The 17897-nt window shown below is 70.8% G+C and carries 15 protein-coding genes; 8 read left to right on the top strand and 7 right to left on the bottom strand.

Annotation, left to right across the window (positions count from 1 at the left end):
- Nucleotides 1–170: 170 nt before the first annotated feature.
- Nucleotides 171–833 (top strand): RNA polymerase sigma factor, encoded by a 663-nt coding sequence (locus BFN33_RS31300; RefSeq protein ID WP_069763508.1) that lies wholly within the window; start codon nucleotides 171–173, stop codon nucleotides 831–833.
- Entirely contained in the window at nucleotides 833–1888 is a 1056-nt protein-coding gene (locus BFN33_RS52135; RefSeq protein WP_069763507.1) for a hypothetical protein, read from the top strand. Before BFN33_RS31300 ends, BFN33_RS52135 begins: the two co-directional genes overlap by 1 nt.
- Before the next feature lie 221 nt (nucleotides 1889–2109).
- On the opposite strand, the gene BFN33_RS31290 is transcribed toward BFN33_RS52135, so the two are convergent.
- Nucleotides 2110–2943, bottom strand: a complete 834-nt coding sequence (locus BFN33_RS31290) for a L,D-transpeptidase family protein (protein ID WP_069763506.1) — start codon at nucleotides 2941–2943, stop codon at nucleotides 2110–2112.
- Nucleotides 2944–3066: 123 nt separating this feature from the next.
- Between BFN33_RS31290 and BFN33_RS31285 the strand changes: the two genes are divergently transcribed.
- On the top strand, nucleotides 3067–4647 hold the full coding sequence (locus BFN33_RS31285) for a methylmalonyl-CoA mutase (RefSeq protein WP_069763505.1): 1581 nt from the start codon (nucleotides 3067–3069) through the stop codon (nucleotides 4645–4647).
- Nucleotides 4648–4664: 17 nt separating this feature from the next.
- A complete protein-coding gene (leuE, locus tag BFN33_RS31280; protein WP_069763504.1) occupies nucleotides 4665–5315 on the top strand; it encodes a leucine efflux protein LeuE in 651 nt (216 codons plus the stop codon).
- Here leuE and BFN33_RS31275 read toward each other — a convergent pair.
- Complete coding sequence (locus BFN33_RS31275) at nucleotides 5305–6702, bottom strand: FAD-dependent oxidoreductase (protein WP_069763503.1); 1398 nt, start codon at nucleotides 6700–6702, stop codon at nucleotides 5305–5307. The genes leuE and BFN33_RS31275 overlap by 11 nt on opposite strands.
- Nucleotides 6703–6772: 70 nt before the next feature.
- On the opposite strand from BFN33_RS31275, the gene BFN33_RS31270 reads away from it, so the two are divergent.
- The gene (locus tag BFN33_RS31270) at nucleotides 6773–7450 is read left to right on the top strand and encodes a TetR/AcrR family transcriptional regulator (protein ID WP_069763502.1); all 678 of its coding nucleotides are present in this window, start codon (nucleotides 6773–6775) and stop codon (nucleotides 7448–7450) included.
- Here BFN33_RS31270 and BFN33_RS31265 read toward each other — a convergent pair.
- Both BFN33_RS31265 and BFN33_RS31260 read right to left on the bottom strand, forming a co-directional pair.
- On the bottom strand, nucleotides 7416–8288 hold the full coding sequence (locus BFN33_RS31265; protein ID WP_069763501.1) for a class I SAM-dependent methyltransferase: 873 nt from the start codon (nucleotides 8286–8288) through the stop codon (nucleotides 7416–7418). The genes BFN33_RS31270 and BFN33_RS31265 overlap by 35 nt on opposite strands.
- Nucleotides 8289–8352: 64 nt before the next feature.
- Nucleotides 8353–9489 (bottom strand): acyltransferase, encoded by a 1137-nt coding sequence (locus tag BFN33_RS31260; RefSeq protein ID WP_069763588.1) that lies wholly within the window; start codon nucleotides 9487–9489, stop codon nucleotides 8353–8355.
- A gap of 240 nt (nucleotides 9490–9729) precedes the next feature.
- On the opposite strand from BFN33_RS31260, the gene BFN33_RS31255 reads away from it, so the two are divergent.
- The 3 genes from BFN33_RS31255 to BFN33_RS31245 are packed head-to-tail and all read left to right on the top strand — an operon-like array spanning nucleotide 9730 to nucleotide 15220.
- A complete protein-coding gene (locus BFN33_RS31255) occupies nucleotides 9730–11193 on the top strand; it encodes a glycosyltransferase family 29 protein (RefSeq protein WP_069763500.1) in 1464 nt (487 codons plus the stop codon).
- The gene (locus tag BFN33_RS31250; protein WP_069763499.1) at nucleotides 11190–13523 is read left to right on the top strand and encodes a glycosyltransferase; all 2334 of its coding nucleotides are present in this window, start codon (nucleotides 11190–11192) and stop codon (nucleotides 13521–13523) included. Before BFN33_RS31255 ends, BFN33_RS31250 begins: the two co-directional genes overlap by 4 nt.
- 2 nt (nucleotides 13524–13525) lie before the next feature.
- Complete coding sequence (locus BFN33_RS31245) at nucleotides 13526–15220, top strand: hypothetical protein (RefSeq protein WP_069763498.1); 1695 nt, start codon at nucleotides 13526–13528, stop codon at nucleotides 15218–15220.
- Here BFN33_RS31245 and BFN33_RS31240 read toward each other — a convergent pair.
- From BFN33_RS31240 to BFN33_RS31230, 3 genes are read right to left on the bottom strand one after another with little or no spacing between them, the layout of a single operon-like run.
- Nucleotides 15210–16475: an NAD(P)/FAD-dependent oxidoreductase gene (locus BFN33_RS31240; RefSeq protein ID WP_069763497.1), complete on the bottom strand. Its 1266-nt coding sequence runs from the start codon at nucleotides 16473–16475 to the stop codon at nucleotides 15210–15212. The two genes, BFN33_RS31245 and BFN33_RS31240, sit on opposite strands and share 11 nt — an antisense overlap.
- Complete coding sequence (locus tag BFN33_RS31235) at nucleotides 16472–16885, bottom strand: GtrA family protein (protein WP_069763496.1); 414 nt, start codon at nucleotides 16883–16885, stop codon at nucleotides 16472–16474. Before BFN33_RS31235 ends, BFN33_RS31240 begins: the two co-directional genes overlap by 4 nt.
- Entirely contained in the window at nucleotides 16869–17888 is a 1020-nt protein-coding gene (locus tag BFN33_RS31230) for a glycosyltransferase family 2 protein (RefSeq protein WP_069763495.1), read from the bottom strand. Before BFN33_RS31230 ends, BFN33_RS31235 begins: the two co-directional genes overlap by 17 nt.
- Nucleotides 17889–17897: the final 9 nt, after the last annotated feature.

Below are 17897 nucleotides of genomic sequence, written 5' to 3'. Positions count from 1 at the left end.
GGTAGTTGCATTTTGTACGGACATGGACGAGCAGCGGTTTCAAGTCGTAACGTGCCTTTCGCGCCGGGCGGGGAAGTTGAATGATCAGCGCGACTCTCGAGCGATCACCACCACCCTCGACGGCTCGAAGCGGCGACCATCGATCGCGACCATGTATTGAGGATTCACGGGTGCTGGGGGACGACGCGGAGCTGACTGCCGCGGTGCTTGCGGCACAGGACGGGGACGAGACCGCGTTCCGGACTGTGTACCGCGCGGTGCACCCGCGGCTGCTCGGATACGTCCGGACGCTGGTCGGTGACCCGGACGCCGAGGACGTGGCCTCCGAGGCCTGGCTCCAGATAGCCCGCGACCTGGACCGGTTCGACGGGGACGCGGACCGCTTCCGGGGCTGGGCCGCCCGGATAGCCCGCAACCGCGCCCTCGACCACATCCGGATGCGCGGCCGCCGGCCCGCCATCGGCGGCGACGAGACCGAGCTGACCGGGAAGCCCGCCGAGTCGGACACCGCGGGCGAGGCCATCGAGGCGCTGGCCACCGGCAGCACCCTCTCGCTCATCGCCCGGCTGCCCCAGGACCAGGCCGAGGCAGTGGTGCTGCGCGTGGTGGTCGGCCTGGACGCCAAGACCGCCGCCGAGACCCTCGGCAAACGTCCCGGCGCGGTACGCACGGCCGCGCACCGAGGTCTGAAACGGCTCGCCGAGCTCCTCGGCGACGATCCGGAATCGGCCGGCGCGCTCGATGCCCTGCCGCCCCAGCGAGAACCGCAGGACAGTGCGGTGACGTCCGCGAGTGTGACGCATATGCGCCCGCGGACGCAGAAGGACATGTGATGGCCGACGAGAGCTACGAGTGGCTGGACCTCGAGACAGCAGAGCGGTTGCTGCGCGGCGAGTCACTGGAAGCTGTCGACCCGGCCGACCGCGACCAGGCCGAACGCCTCGCGAAAACGCTGGAGGCGCTGACCGCGGAACCCGCCCCGACCAGCGGCGGACTGCCCGGCGAGGAGGCCGCGCTGGCCGCGTTCCGCAAGGTGCGCGCGGATCGTACGGACGACTGGGTGAGCCCGGCCGCCCGGGGCCGGCACCGGACCGGAGCCGGCCGCACCGACGCCGGTCTCGTGCGGATCGGCACCCCGGACGCGGAGGCCGGCCGTCCCCGCAGGCGGCGCCCCGCGCACCTCGCACTGGCCGCCGTACTGGCCGTGGGCATGGTCGGCGGAGTGGCCGCGGCGGCCGGAACCGGAGTCCTGCCGCACTTCGGGGACGGCCAACCGGAACCCGGCGCGTCGGTGTCGGCCGCCGCCACCCCGGACCGTCCGTTCGTCTCGCCCTCGGCCCCTCAGGTCGCACCCTCGCCCGAGAACTCCCCTTCCGGCGGGGCCGGCTCCCGGGACACGGCGGGCGGCGACACCGGCGCGGCGCCCGGCACGGGCTCCGACGGACCGGGCGCGGGATCCCGCAGGGACTGGAGCGGATCCGCCTCGGCCTGCCGGGACATGCGCGACGGCAAGAACCTCGACCCGACCCGCAAGCGTTCCCTGGAGGGCGCGGCGGGCGGCACCTCGCGGGTGTGGAAGTACTGCAAGGGCGTCCTGTCCGGCACCGACACCCGGGGCGACGCCAAGTCGGGCCCCGACGACCGCAACGGTGACGGCAATGGCGACGGCAAGGGCGAGGACACCGGCAGCCGTGACGACAACGACAAGAGCGGCCACGGCGACCGGGACGGCCACGGGAACGGGAACGACCACCACGACGGCCAGTTCACGTCCCCTCGCAAGAACCACCACGCCCCCGACGGCGGCACCTCCGGCGCCCCGCTCGCCTCGCCCGGGGCAACGATGTCACCGACCCCGTGGCCGAGCCCGTCGTACAGCGCGATCTGACCGCTCCCCGAATCGCTGACCTGCACTTTTCTCACCCACTGCGGTTTCGGTCGCGGTGGGTGTGACATTTTCGGCCGCTGCGGCGCAGTACTGAGTGAGCCGACTGGTCATCGGCCGTCGCACAGAGCCGGGGTTCCCCCCGTACCTACGGCTCGTGCACCTGGCGCGGGCGGGACACGTTCCCCCGGTCCCGTCCGCGCCCCTGATCCCTCTCGCGGAACTCACCAGTGGACGACGACCTTGTCGCCGTTCCGTACCTGGTCGAACAGGTCGGCGATCGCCGCCTCGTCCCGCACGTTGACGCAGCCGTGCGAGCCACCCGCGTATCCGTGGGCCGCGAAGTCGGCCGAGTAGTGCACCGCCTGGCCGCCGCTGAAGAACATGGCGTACGGCATTGGGGAGTCGTAGAGCGTCGACACATGGTGGCGGGACTTCCAGTAGACGCTGAACACGCCCTCACGGGTCGGCGTGCCCACCGAACCGAAGCGCACCGACACGGTCTTCACCGTCCGCCCGTCGATCATCCAGCGCAGTGTCCGGCTCGTCTTGCTGATGCACAGCACCCGCCCGGTCAGACAGCGCGCGTCCGGCGCGTCGGCCGGCTGCCCGCCCATCAGATACAGCTCCCACTTGCCCGGTGCGTGCGTCATGTCCTTCAGCCGCTTCCAGGTGACCGTGTCGGTCTTCCCGGTCCTCGGCAGCCCGCGCTTGCCCTGGAACCCCTTGACCGCGCGTTCGGTGAGATCGTCGTACGACCCCGTCGGCCCGTCGTAGAGCCACGCGACCTGCCGCAGCCGGGCCTGCAACTCCCGCACGTCGCGCCCGGAGTCGCCGCGCGACCACAGCACGGCGGCGGGCGCGGCGGAAGGAGCGGACGACGGAGCAGACGGTGTCGCACTCGGCTTCGGGTCGTCGTCCGCCGGTGGCGTACTGCGCTTGGGGACCTCGATCCGTACCGGCAGATGCCGCTTCCCGTCGCCGTCCCCGTCGGCGGTCCGCACCGTACAGCCGCAGGCCATCGCCAGGACCAGCAGTGCGGCGAACGATCTCCCCATGCCCGTAGTACGCATCCGGACCCCCTGTCGTCTCACCGGCATCCCCTGAGATGTCTCCCCCCGGACGGCCGGTTGCGAACGACCCGGCGGCGCTTCGCCCGGGACCGCAATACGGTGGTGGGCATGACGCGTGAGTCGGAGTCCGGACTGCCCATCGAACCCGTCTACGGTCCCGGCGCCCTGGAGGGCTGGGACCCGGCCGAGAAGCTCGGCGAGCCGGGCGGGTACCCCTTCACGCGGGGCGTGTACCCGTCGATGTACACGGGCCGCCCCTGGACCATGCGCCAGTACGCCGGTTTCGGCACGGCCGTGGAGTCCAACGCCCGCTACCGGCAGCTGATCGCCCACGGCACGACGGGACTGTCGGTGGCCTTCGACCTGCCCACCCAGATGGGTTACGACTCGGACGCGCCGATCGCGCACGGCGAGGTCGGCAAGGTGGGTGTGGCGATCGACTCGATCGACGACATGCGGGTGCTGTTCGGCGGGATCCCGCTGGACGAGGTGTCGACGTCGATGACGATCAACGCCCCGGCCGCGGTGCTGCTTCTCCTGTACCAACTGGTCGCCGAGGAGCAGGGAGTTCCGGCCGACCGGCTGACGGGGACGATCCAGAACGATGTGCTGAAGGAGTACATCGCGCGCGGGACGTACATCTTTCCGCCGAAGCCGTCGCTGCGGCTGATCGCGGACATCTTCAAGTACTGCCAGGTGGAGATCCCGCGGTGGAACACGATCTCGATCTCCGGCTATCACATGGCGGAGGCGGGTGCCTCGCCCGCGCAGGAGATCGCGTTCACGCTGGCGGACGGCATCGAGTACGTGCGTACGGCGGTCGCGGCCGGCATGGATGTCGACGACTTCGCCCCGCGTCTGTCGTTCTTCTTCGTGGCGCGGACGACGATCCTGGAGGAGGTCGCCAAGTTCCGTGCGGCCAGGCGCATCTGGGCGCGCGTGATGCGGGAGGAGTTCGGTGCGCGGAACCCCAAGTCGCTGATGCTCCGCTTCCACACGCAGACGGCCGGGGTGCAGTTGACGGCCCAGCAGCCGGAGCTCAACCTGGTCCGGGTCGCCGTCCAGGGGCTGGGGGCGGTTCTGGGCGGTACCCAGTCGCTGCACACCAACTCCTACGACGAGGCCATCGCCCTCCCGACCGACAAGTCCGCCCGTCTCGCCCTGCGCACGCAGCAGGTGCTGGCCCACGAGACCGACGTGACGGCGACGGTCGACCCGTTCGCGGGCTCGTACGTGATCGAGAAGATGACGGACGACGTGGAGAGCGCCGCACTGGACCTGATGCGGAAGGTCGAGGACCTCGGTGGCGCGGTCGCCGCCATCGAGCACGGTTTCCAGAAGAACGAGATCGAGCACAACGCCTACCGCATCGCCCAGGAGACCGACGCCGGCGAGCGCGTCGTCGTGGGCGTCAACCGCTTCCGGCTCGACGAGGAGGAGCCGTACGAGCCCCTCCGCGTCGACCCCGCCATCGAGGCCCAGCAGGCGGAGCGGCTGGCCCGGCTCCGTGCCGAGCGCGACGGGTCCGCGGTGGAGTCGGCCCTCGCCGCCCTGAAGAAGGCCGCCGAGGGCGACGACAACGTCCTCCACCCGATGAAGGACGCGCTCAAGGCCCGCGCGACGGTGGGCGAGGTGTGCGACGCCCTGCGCGAGGTGTGGGGCACCTATGTCCCGGCGAACGCGTTCTGAGTGCGACACTCGTTCCCATGTTCGGTGTCATCGACCTCCCCACGTATCTGGCGGGCCTCGTCCTGATCGTCCTGCTCCCCGGGCCCAACTCGCTGTACGTCGTCTCCGTCGCCGCGCGGCGGGGAGTGCGGGCCGGGTACACGGCGGCCGCGGGCGTCTGGTGCGGGGACGCCGTGCTGATGACCCTGTCCGCGGCCGGGGTCGCCTCGCTGCTCCAGGCCAACGCCGTGCTGTTCGGGATCGTGAAGTACGCGGGGGCCGGGTATCTGACCTGGCTCGCGGTGGGGATGCTGCGCGCCGCGTGGGGGATGTGGCGGACCCGGCGGGAGCGGGCCGCCGAGGAGGCTCCCGTCGCCGGGGCCGGTGACGAGCGGCCTTATCGCAGGGCGCTCGTGATCAGTCTGTTCAATCCCAAGGCGATCCTGTTCTTCGTCGCCTTCTTCGTGCAGTTCGTGGATCCGGGGTACGCGTACCCGGCGATCTCGTTCGTCGTCCTGGGAGCCTTCGCCCAGCTGGCCAGCTTCCTGTACCTCACCGCGCTGATCTTCGGCGGGACGAGGCTGGCGGACGCCTTCCGGCGCCGGCGGCGACTGTCGGCGGGCGCGACCTCGGCGGCGGGCGCGCTGTTCCTCGCGTTCGCGGTGAAGTTGTCGTTCGCTAGCGCGTGACCCCTCGCCCCATATAGCTCACCAGCGCCGAGGCGTCCTCACCCGCCCAGCCCACATAGCCGTCCGGACGCACCAGGAACAGTCCCTTCCCGTACGACGGCTGCTCCTCGCCGGTGACCACCCGCACGGACTCCGGCAGCCCCGGTGCCGCCACGCCCACCGCCACCAGCGTCCAGTGCGGGCCTCGGAACGCGTCGAAGAGGCGGACGTCGCCCAGCTTGCCGTCGGGGGCGCGATCGCCCGCGCGGAGCCCGCCCGGTGCCGTGCGTGTCTCCTGCGTCAGGGACGAGTCCCGGTACCCCAGGCCGAGTTGGCGGGTCGCCTCGCCGCGGCGGACCTCGCCCCGGTGCACGCCCGTCGAGATGCCGAGCATGTGCGCGGCGATGGGCCGGCGTTCCTCCTCGTAGGTGTCCAGGAGAGCGGCCGGGGCACCGCCCCGCAGCACCGCGCCCAGCTTCCAGCCCAGGTTGTACGCGTCCTGGACGCTCGTGTTCAGGCCCTGGCCGCCCGCGGGGGAGTGGACGTGGGCCGCGTCACCGGCGAGGAAGACCCGGCCGGAGCGGAAACGGTCCGCGAGGGCCGCGCGGGGCCGGAAGTCGGAGGCCCAGCGGACCTCGGTCACCGACTCGGCGGCCAGGTGGGAGCGGGCCGCGACGACCGCGCGGATGGCGTCGAGGGACAGGTCCACCTGCGTGCCCTCCGGGAACTGGGCCACGACCTGGAAGTCCTCGGTACCGGCGAGCGGGCAGATCGCGAGGTGGCCGACGCTCTCGCGGGGCGGGAAGACGTGCCAGTTGTCCCGGTCGAGTCCGGTGATGCGGACGTCCGCGACGAGGAGCGGATTCGGGTCGACCGTCTCGCCGGTCATGCCGATGCCGAGCGTCCGGCGGACGACCGAGCGCCCGCCGTCGGCGGCGACCACGTACCGCGCGCGGACGTCCGCTCCCGCCGCGAAACGCACGGTCACCCCGTCGGCGTCCTGCTCGAATCCCACGACCTCCCGGCCGAAGGACACCCGCCCGCCCAGCTCCTTCAGCCGCGCGAACAGCACCTCCTGGGTGCGCCACTGCGGCACCATCCACGGCGCGTTGTACGGCGAGTCCTCCGTCGCCTCCGCCGGGTCGAACATCCGGTGCTCGCCGACCCGCTCGCCGTCCTGCCAGACCATGCCGACCGGGTAGGTCCCGCCGACCGCGAGGATCGCGTCGAGCACGCCGAGGTCGTCGAAGACCTCCATCGTGCGCGGCTGCAGGCCCTTGCCGCGTGAGCCGGGGAACAGCCGGTCCGCCTTCTCCACGATCAGCGCGTCCACACCCCGCCGGGCGAGGTCGATGCCGAGGGCGAGCCCCGTGGGGCCGGCGCCGACGACCAGTACGTCCGTGTTCATACCCATCTCCTTAACGCTGTTAAGTGCCGTCGACCCCGAGGGTGCCCTTAACGCTGTTAAGCTGTCAAGCGTGAGTACGGAGAAACGCCCGCCCCTGGACCGCGCCCGGGTCGCCCACACCGCCCTGAAGCTCCTGAACGAGGTGGGCCTCGACGGCCTCAGCCTGCGGGCCATCGCCAAGGAACTCGACGTCAAGGCGCCCGCCCTGTACTGGCACTTCAAGGACAAGCAGGCGCTGCTCGACGAGATGGCGACGGAGATGTTCCGGCGGATGGTCGCCGGGACCGAGCTCGACCCGTCCGACAGCTGGCGGGAGCGACTCCTCAGGTCCAACCGCGGGCTGCGCACCGCCCTGCTCGGCTACCGCGACGGCGCCAAGGTCTACAGCGGCTCACGCTTCACGGGCCTGGTCCACGTCGAGCACATGGAGGAGACCCTGCGGCTCTTCACGGACGACGGCTTCACCCTCGCCCAGGCGGTCCGGGCCACGTCGACGTCGTACCTCTACACCCTCGGCTTCGTCATCGAGGAGCAGGGCGTGGAGCCGCTGCCCGGCGAGCGCCGCGAAGGCTTCGACGTGGCGGAACGCGCCCGCCTGATGGCCGGCTTCCCGCTGGCGGCAGCGGCGGGCGCGGAGATCTTCCAGGACTTCGAGCGGCATTTCGAGGAGGGGCTGGCCCTGGTGCTGGCGGGAATCGAGAAGCGGTACCGGCCTACCGGGCCCGCACCTTCCGCACCGCGCGCGTGACGACCGGCGGCAACAGGTCCACGGCGATCCGCCGGGCCGGGGACCGACGCGGCTTCGGAGCGGGGGCGGGCGCGGCGGGCGGCGCGACATAGTGCCGGGAGCGGGGGAACGGCGGCGCCTGCATCTTCTGCGCCCGCGCGCGCACAAGGCGGTGACCGGCCGCCTCCTGCACGCTCAGCCCGACGTCGGTGCGCTCCTGGAGCATGGCCAGCAGCTCCTCCTGCACCGGCTCCGGGTCCCCCCACGTGCCGTAGAGCTTCTGCGTGCTGAGGCAGATCGGCCGCAGCCCGCGGTTCAGCACGGCCTCCCACACGGCGACGGAGACACCCGGGGTGTGCTCGGAGCGGAAGTCGTCCAGGACGACCAGCCCGTCCGGCAGCAGGATCTCGCGCGCGGCGCCGATGTCGTCGCGCACGTGCTCGTACAGATGCGAGGCGTCGATGTGGACGAAGCGGCAGGTGCCCGCCTTCACCTCACCGGAGATGACCGAGGTGGGGGCCTCGATCACCCTCGGCAGGGTGTCGTGGAAGGAGAGGTAGTTGCGCTCGAAGGTCTCGCGGGTCAGGGAGGCGTACGACTTGGAGGTCTCCGCGCGGTTCGCGCCGTCGGGGGCCTCGCCGCCGAACAGGTCGCAGACGGTGAACGCCTCGCCCGGGCGCAGCTGGTGCCCGAGCAGGATCGCGCTCTTGCCCATGTAGACGCCCAGTTCGAGGAGGTCGCCGGCGAGCTGCTGTTTCTCCAGGAACCAGGTGAACAGCACCTGGTCGAGCGGCGGGAACCAGCCGGGGACGTCCTTCAGTTCACCGGGGAGCTTGGGAGTCTGCTGTGAGTCGGCCATGAGACATGCTTGCTCGCCCACGCCCGGCCCAACTGGCGGCCCGCTGAACGTCCGGTGAACAGATTCAGAGCCGACGGGCCAGCGCCGAGCGCAGACGGGGGGTCAGTGGCTTCTCGACGTAGCGGTTGATCAGCCAGGCCAGCAGCAGCATCCCGGCGATCGTCAGCGCGAAGGTCCCGGCCGCGGGCACGCCGAGCCGGACGTGCAGTTCGTGCACGACCACCCAGCCCAGGTGTTCGTGCACGAGGTAGAACGGATACGTCAGCGCCCCGGCCACCGTCAGCCAGCGCCAGTTCGCCCAGCTCAGCCAGCCCAGCGCGATCGCCGCGACCGCGAGGAAGCCGAAGGCCACCACCAGCACGATGCCCAGCGTGGTGCGGTGGGCGAAGGCGTTCGGGTCGGACGCGTTCCACAGCGAACGGACCGCGTAGTGCTGCCCGATCAGGAAGCTGACCGCGACGATGCCCCACGCGTACACGTCCCGCCGGTCGCGGTGCACGAGGTAGAGGCCGACACCGCCGATGAAGAAGGGGGCGTACTCGGGCATGAAGACCACGTCGAGCAGCGGCTGGTGCGCGGACTGGGTGATCGCCGCTGCCAGCGTCCAGCCCGCGCAGAACATGATCACCCGGCGCCGGGAGGCCCCGGGCAGGACCACGCACAGCGCGAACAGCACGTAGAAGCGGACCTCCGCCCACAGCGTCCAGCACACCCCGAGCACCCGGTCCACGCCCAGCGGCTGCTGAAGCATGGTCAGGTTCACCAGGACATCGCTCGGCGACAGCGCCTCGTAGGCGACCACCGGCAGCGCGAACACGGCCGTGACCAGCAGAACGGCGAACCAGTACGCGGGCAGGAGCCGGGAGGCGCGAGAGGCGAAGAACGACTTCAGGGGCCGCCCCCAGCCGCTCATGCAGATCACGAAACCGCTGATCACGAAAAAGACCTGGACGCCGAGGCAGCCGTAGGAGAAGTACGTGTGCAACGTGGGGAACTGCTGTTGTGCGGAACTTCCCCAGGCCTTGGTGATCTCGCCGCCCCGACCGCCGTAGTGGTACGCCGCCACCATCAGCGCGGCCACCAGCCGCAGTCCGTCCAGGGCCCGCAGCCGGGTCTCCCGGGGGCGTGGTGCGGACGGCGGCCCCACCTGTTGCGGCCCTTCCGGCCGCCGGGGCAGGTCGGCCGCCGGCCGGACGGTCATGCTGGTCACGGAAATCCCCTTCGCAAGCTCTGCGGAGCCTATGTCACTCCTGTGGATGCGCCCCAGCACGTTAGTCCGAATCACGACGATGTCTTACTCGCCGGGCCAACCATTAGCCGCCTGGTCCCGGTGAGTTCACCTGTTTGTCGTTTTGGCTTTCTAAGTTCGCCCAGAATCCCCCCACGTCGCAATAAACACATGAACTTGTCTTTGCTTTGGCAAGAAAACAACGGGAGTGCCATGACGACGGTCCAGAAGAGGCGTGCACGCGCGCGTGGAGGGGAGCTGGACGAGTGCCTGCGCGCCTGCGCGGCGCACAGCGGCAAGGTCGTCGGCAGCGTCGACCGGCGCCGCGTCGAACTCGGCGAACAGCTGCGCAAGCTGCTCGTCGTGTGGGGGACGACCGCCACCGCGGCCCCGGCGACGCCCGCCCCCTCCGGTGCGACGGCCCTGCTCAAGCGGGCCGTCAAGGGCGCCGCGACCCCCGCCGCCGGCATCCCCGCCGAACTGCTCGACGCCTTGCTCGCCGTCGCCAACAAGGCCCTGGAGTGCGGTTACGACGACGAGCTGAACCTCGCCCTGATCATCAGCGACACCGTCCTCGCCCAGCGCAAGAACTCGCGGGCCGGCTGGCGGCTGCGCGCCCGGCTCCTGGAGGCCCTCGGTGAGGACGCCGAGGCCCTGGAGGCCTACGAGCGCTATCTCGCCCTCACCGACGACGACGGCTTCGGCGTCCGCGCCCGGATCGCGGGCCTGCGCATCGCGGGGGAGAAGGAGCGCGAGCTCCTCGACCTCCTGAAGCGCCAGGTGCCCGGCGCCCGCGCGTTCGCCGCCCGCCCCGCCACCGACGTGTGGGCCGAGGGCCTCGCCGCGCATGCCGTCGGCGACTGGGCCGAGGCCGAGCCCCGGCTCGTGGGAGCGCTCCTCGCGCTGACCGACGAGAGCGCCCCCGTGCAGGAGCGCCAGGAACTGCTCAGCCAGTACCTCGACCTGCGCTCCACCGAGGACACCGACATCACCGCGCTCACCCAGGCCGTCGCGCTTTACGCCGAGCAGCGCCGCAACCGCATGCGCGGTCCGGTCACCGACCCGACCGTGGGCGGCGTGCAGTGGATCACCCTGGGAGAGTTCCGCAACCTGATCGCCGGCAAGTCGATCTGCCTGATCGCCAACTCCGGGCGGGTCGGCGCCAGTTCCATGGGCGCCGAGATCGACGCGTACGACCTCGTCGTCCGCTTCAACTCCTACCGGATCGACCCGAAGCACACCGGCAGCAGGACCGACATCCACGCCACGATCCACAAGCACGGCTTCAACTGGGACCAGCAGGTCACCACCCGGCTCGTCTTCGGCGGGGTCTCCGGCGACTGGAAGTACTCGCTGCGCAACCGCCTGGTGCCCGGCGCCCAGACCTACCTGGGCGACGAGTCGCTGCGCTGGCCCCTGCGCAACATCGGCAAGGTCTCCACCGACGCCTGGTCCGGCATCCCCACCACCGGCTTCAACATGCTCTACCTGCTCGACTTCCTCGACGTCAGCCCGAAGCTCGACCTGATCGGCTTCGACTTCTACGAGAGCGGTGCCTACCGCGTCCAGGAAGCGATGAAGCTCGCCATCACCTCCGTGCACGAGTACACCAGCGAGAAGGCATGGGTCATGGAGCGGGCCCAGAGCGTGACCGACATGAGGATATCCCTGCGATGACCATCAACTCCCTTACCGGGACCGCCGCCCCCCTGGCCCCGGTGACCGACGCGCACGCCCTCACCGGCAAGCGCAGGATCGCCTTCGCCAGCTTCGTCGACGAGAACTACCTGCCCGGCTTCCTCGCCCTGCTGCGCAGCCTCGCCCTGTCCAACCCGGGCGTGTGCGAGGACTTCGTCGTCCTCTACGACGACCTGCGGCCCGGCTCGATCGCCCGGATCCGCGCGCTCCACCCGCGGATCGTCCTCAAGCGGGTCGACGCCGACCACTACGACTCGTACAAGAAGGGCGACCAGGACAACTACCTGGTCCGCAAGGCGTACTTCATCCTGGACGTCTTCAAGATCCGCGAGTACGACACCGTCATCACGCTCGACACCGACATGGTCGTCCTCGGCGACCTGAGCGAACTCCTCCAGCTGCGCGAGGGGCTGGCGGCCGTCCCGCAGTTCTTCTACGGCCAGCACAAGCTCAACTCCGGTCTGCTGGTCATCCAGCGCGAGTACCTGAGCGACGCGTTCTGCGCCCGGCTCGACAAGTGCGGCCGCTCCGGCGACTACGAGCTCGACAAGCACGACCAGGGCATCCTCAACGCCGTCCTGGACGGCGACTTCGTGCGCCTCGACGCTCGCTACAACTTCGTCAAGCGGCGGCTCTCGGGGGACCTGCCCGTCCCCGACGACACCGCCATCCTGCACTTCACCGGTCGCCACAAGCCCTGGCAGGGCGGCGAGGCCGGCTACAGCCGGGCCGAGGACCGCTGGCGCGAGTTCGAGCTGTCCGACGCCGACTTCCAGTCCGCGTACCTGGAGTCCACCGGCGCACTGCACCACGACCTGATCGTGCACTACGGCACGCCGCACGTGGCCCGCACCGGGGACGTCGAGGTCGCCCGCAAGGTGGCCGCCGCGCACATCGCGTCCGGTGACTACCAGGACGCGGTCGACGTGCTCTCCGGCGTCCGCATCCCGCTCGACGAGGCCTGGCCGCACGAGGTCCTCGGTCACGCCCTGATGAGCGTCTCCCGCTACGAGGAGGCCAAGACCCAGCTCCTGCTGGCCGCCGCCGCCCCCAACCGGGCCGCCACCGCCTACGCCCGCCTCGCCCAGATGGCCTGGGTGCACGGCGACCACACCGAGGCCCTGAAGTACGCCACGGCCGGCATGTCCGTCGACCCGACGCACCGCCCCAGCCGTCTGTGGGCGCAGCGCGCGGCCGCCGTACCGGCACAGGAACTGGGCGCCCCCGAGGACCAGTTGTCCCATGTCGCCTTCTACATGGACCGTCAGGGCAACGCCGGTGACAAGCTCCTCCCGGAGAGCGTCCGCTCCGCCTTCGGCCCGGACACCACCTCCCGCCGCTGGCACTCCGTGCACGCCCACCGTCTCTTCGACGAGGCCGCCCTCCAGCGCGTCAACCGCCGCCGCGGCCTGGTCATCGGCGGTGGCGGACTGTTCATCCCGGACACCATGCCCAACGGCAACAGCGCCTGGCAGTGGAACGTCCCGGACGAGCTGCTCAAGCGCATCGACGTGCCCGTCGCGGTCTTCGCCGTCGGCTTCAACGCCTTCGACGGCCAGTCCTACCGCGCCAACCGCTTCCGGGACTCGCTGCGTCTGCTCGTCGAGCAGTCCTCGTTCTTCGGTCTGCGCAACCACGGCTCGATCGAGAAGGTCCGGGCCATGGTCCCGGCCCAGCTGCACGACAAGATCCGCTTCCAGCCCTGTCCGACGACCGTCGCCCGCCAGCTGGTGCCCGGCTGGCAGGACCCCGCCAAGCGCGACGACACCATCCTCATCAACGCCGCCTACGACCGCGCGGGCCTGCGCTTCGGCCACGACTACGGCTACTTCCTGGCCCAGATGGCCCAGGCCGTACGGGACCTGGGCAAGCTGGCCGAGGTGCAGTGCGTGGCGCACTCCCTCGACGACGAGAAGATCGTCTTCGACCTGCGCCGCGAGCACGGCATCTCGATGCCGGTCATCCCGATGTACGACTTCGAGAACAAGGAGATCCTCGACCTCTACGCCCGCACCAAGCTGGTCATCGGCATGCGCGGCCACGCGGGAATGATCCCCTTCGGTGTCGGCACCCCGATCATCAGCCTGATCTCGCACCCGAAGATGGCGTACTTCCTGCGGGACATCGAGCGGCCCGAGTGGGGCGTCTCGGTCCACGACCGCCACCTCGCGGCCCGTCTGGTGGAGCGTTCGACGGAGCTGCTCGCCGACCACGACAGGACGGTCGCCGACGTCCACGGCCGCCAGCAGGAGCTGTGGAAGGTCACCGAGGCGAACGCGGCCGACCTCCGGGTCATCCTGGGCGGCTGACCGTGACGAGCACCCTGGCGGGCGGCGCCACTGTCGCCGCCCGGCCCCGTACCACCGGCCGCCGCTCACCCCTGTGGTGGGCGGCGGCCGCCCTGCCGTCCGCGGTGGCCGTGGTGTACACGGCCCTCACCCGCGGTCTGACGGGCGACATCCACTACGTCCTCGCTGCCCTGCGCACCGGCCGCGCGGCCGGCTACTCGCCGTCGGAGGTCTTCACCCACCGCCCGTACTTCTACCGGTGGTTCGTCGCGCTCCTGGACCGGCTCGCCTTCTTCGGGAGCACGGAGGTGCGCGAGGCGACGATGAACGTGGCCGGGGTCCTCCTGGCCGTCGCCGCCGGCTACGCGCTCCACGCGGCGCTGGTCCGCCGCGTGGGCGCCCGCGAGGCCGCCCTGACGGCCGGCGCCACCGGACTGGCCCTGGCACTCGCGCCCCGCAACGACTTCCTCCAGCCCGAGTGGGCGGCCGTCGTCCTCACGGTGTTCGGGGCGGCCGCCGCGCTCGGCCTCCGGCGGCCCTGGCCGGCGGCGCTGCTCGCCGCGCTCCCGTTCGGCCTCGCGGTGATGATGAAGTACTCCACGGCCGCGACCGCCGCGATCGGCGTGCTGCTCGTCTACGCGGTCGACCGGGGCCGGGCGGTACGCGTCGCGGTGCTCGGTGTGCCCGCCGCACTCGCCCTGTTCGGCATCAGCGTCCTCGCCGGCAGCCACGAGTGGCAGTGGACCGAGGACATGCCGCAGATCAACCAGTCGGCGCTGAGCCGCACCGGTATCCGGCCGCACTTCATCCTCGACCGTTCGCTGGACTTCCTCGCCGACCGCGCGGTGGCCAGTCCGGTCCTGCTGCTCCTGCCGGGCGCGCTGCTGCTCGTCCTCACCCGGGTCCAGGGCCGCCTGCGGCGGGCCGAGCTCCTGGCGATCGCCGCGCTCATCGGCCTCGCCGCGCAGGCGGTCGTGGTCGTCCAGGGCAACTGGTTCCTCTACCACGGGGCCCAGATGCCGGTCGTCGCGGCGGTGGTCTGGGGCGTCGCGGTCGGCGGAGCGCGCCGCTCGCCCCCGTGGTGCTTCGGGGCCGTGTCGCTGCTGTACGGCGTGGCGCCCGTGGTGTACGCGCAGTTGCCCAAGGGGGCGCAGCGGTCGTGGGAGGTGTGGGTGGCGGGGCTGGTCGCGCTGCTCGCGGCCGTGCTGGACGTGGTGCTGGAGAAGCGGCTCCGGAACCGGTCGGCCGTCCTGGTCGCCCTGTCCGGTGTGGTGCTGCTGGCCGCGAGCATCTGGCCCGGCTCCCCGCACCTGGTGCAGTACGGCAAGGTCACCGTCACCGGTGCCGCGTACCTGCAGTCGCAGCGGCGGGCCGCCGAGGACGCCGACCGCATCCGTGCCGAGCTGCCCGCCGGGGTGCCGGTGCTGTACCTCGCCTTCGGCGAGACGGCGTACGACGTCGGGCATCCGGCCCGGTGCCGCTACCCGATCGCCACGTTCCTCCAGCGCACCCGCTATCTGCCGGACGTGGCCGAGCTGAAGTCGTTCAAGGAGAACGCCGACTGCGTCGACCACGACCCGGCCCCGTACGCCGTCCTGGAGCGGCCCTGGTTCCAGCCGGGCCGTGTGGACCCGGAGCTGTGGCGCCGGGTCACCGCGGTGTACGACTGCCCGCGCGGCGAGGAGGGCGCACGGCTGGTGCTGTGCGTCAGGCGCTGAGCCCCAGGGACCTGGTGACCTTGCGGGCCATGGCCACCGAGTAGCTCTGGCCCCGGTCCTGCGGGTAGATCTGGGCCATCGTCGCCAGCGTGACCCGGCTCATGGGTGTCTCGTGGGCCGGGATCAGCGCGCGGTACTCCGGCGTCACCACCGGCTGCGCGAACCCGGCCTTCGAGAAGTGCCAGTCCTTGATCCAGGACTTCTCGAAGTCCGGGTTGATCCGCCGCAGATACGGCACGAACGCGTCGAGCAGCTCACTCGGTTCGGTGGTGAAGCGCCAGTCCTCGCGCTCCACGTAGTTGCCGACGTAGAGGATGTGCCGCCCGCCGTAGACGGCCGGGTCGATCATCTTGGTGTGCTCGACGACCGCGAGGAAGGGGAAGTCGGGCTCGTTGATGTTGAGCCAGTAGTACGGGATCGCGCTGCGGTCCAGTTCCAGGACGAAGCAGGTGGCGCCCAGGTACTGGTTCTTCCACACCGTGTCGTCGGCCGGGAGCCCCGCCGCCTTCGCGAAGGCCGGCTGCGGGGTCGTGACGATCAGGTGGTCGAACTCGTAGGACGAACCGTCCGCGCAGCGCACCGACACCAGGTCGCCGTCCTGCCGTATCGTCCCGGCCGCCTTGCCGAACTCGACCTTGCCGCCGCGCTCCTCGATGCCGTCCCGCAGCGCCGCGTAGACCCGCTCGAACCCGCCGTCCACATAGCCGAGTTCAAAGGTGCGGCAGTGGATCCGGGCCCACAGCCAGGCCATCGACACCTGTTCGGCGCGGTCGCCGAACTTGCCGGTCAGCAGTGGCTCCCAGACGGCCGCGGTGGCCTTCTTCCCGGCCCACTTGCGCAGCCAGGCCAGCGCGGTGAGGTCGTTGTAGCGGTCCCCCTTGCGCACCGCCTTGAGCACCGCCGAGGAGCCGGCGAAGCGCACCGCGTCGACGGGGCCGAACTCCGGGAAGCGCACCATGTCGAACGGCGTGGTGAAGTCGATCAGCCTGCCACCCCGGTAGATACCGGTGGTCGGCCGGTGGAAGCGCAGCGCGTCCCCGAGCCCCAGCTCCTCGATCAGGGCGATCATCGCCTTGTCGCTGCGGAAGATGTGGTGGTAGTAGCGCTCCAGGGGAACCCCGCCGACCTCCAACGAGGCGGCCAGGCCGCCGAGTTCGTCCGCCGCCTCCAGGATGGTGACGCGGTGGCCGGCGCGTACGGCGTCCCAGGCGGCCGTCAGGCCGGTGGCGCCGGCGCCGATGATGCCGAGGTTCATGCGAAGCTCCACTTTCTGTTGAGCACGAACTGGAGCGCCAGGACCAGCGGCAGTGAACCCGCCTTGACCAGGTTGGCGTCGATCCCCAGACCGTCGGTGAAGGCCAGGAACAGCAGGTTCGTCAGGGCGATGCCGGTCAGTCCGACGGCGTAGAAACGCAGGAAGCGGACGACGAGCCGGTCACGGCGCTCGAAGGTGAACCGGGCGTTCAGGGCGAAGTTGCTGGTGATGCCGAGCGTCGTGCTCAGCGCGTTGGCGAACTGCTCGTTCATCCCGGTGAAGTTGTGCAGCAGCAGGAAGACGACCAGGTCGAGGGCGACACCGCTGCCGCCGATGAGGGTGTAGCGCAGCAGTTGCCGGGTGATCCGGGGCGGGGCGGGGGCGGGGGCGGTCTCAGTGGTCACCGTCACCGCCGACGACCTCGCGCACCAGGTACAGCGGCCGGCCCTGTGCCTCGCTGTAGATGCGCCCGATGTACGCGCCGATGACCCCCAGCGACAGCATCTGCGTGCCGCCCAGGAACAGCACGACACACATCAGCATGGTCCAGCCGGAGACGGTGATCTCGGGCCGGAAGAACTTCATGGCCAGTGCGTAGAGGATGCCGAGCAGTGACAGCGCGAGCACCACGAAGCCGAGCCGCGTGATCATCTTCAGCGGGGCGGTGGAGAAACTGGTCACGCCGTCGATCGCGAGCCGGGCCATCTTGCGCAGCGGGTACTTCGTCTCGCCCGCGAACCGTTCGTCGCGGTCGAAGGCGACCTCGGTCTGCCGGTAGCCCATCGAGGCGACGATGCCGCGCACGAACCGGCTGCGCTCGCGGTACCTGCGCAGCTCGTCGGCGACCCGCCGGTCCAGGAGCCGGAAGTCCCCCGTGTCCAGCGGGATGTCCACGTCGGTGGAGGAGCGCAGGACGCGGTAGTACAGGTGCGCGGTGGCCCGCTTGAACGCGCTGTCCTGCCGGGAGCGCCGACGCGCGTGCACGATCTCGGCCCCCTCGCGCCAGGCGTCGACCAGCTCCAGGCTGACCTTCGGCGGGTCCTGGAGGTCGGTGTCCATCACGATCACCGCGTCGCCCCGGGCGAGGTCCAGCCCGGCGGTGATGGCGAGCTGGTGCCCGAAGTTGCGCGCGAAGTCGACGACCCGGACCCGTCCGTCCCGCTCCGCGAGGCCCTTGAGCAGCTCCAGGGACCCGTCCGTGGAGCCGTCGTTGACGTACACCAGCTCGAAGTCCAGCTCGGGGCGGCTGTCGAGGGCCGCGGTGAGCTCGGTGTGGAAGGCGGTGATGCCGTCCCGCTCGTTGTAGACGGGGAGGACGTAGGAGATCAACGGCCGCCCCCGCTCCGGCTCCGCGGTGACGAGCGTGACGGGAGCCGGAGCGGGGGACGGCGGACGTATGTCCTGTTGGGTCATGTTGCGGGA

Source organism: Streptomyces sp. LUP47B, assembly GCF_001746295.1.
Classification (GTDB): Bacteria; Actinomycetota; Actinomycetes; order Streptomycetales; family Streptomycetaceae; genus Streptomyces.
Note: the sequence above shows the minus strand (reverse complement) of the source record. Positions and strands in the feature narration are given on the sequence as shown.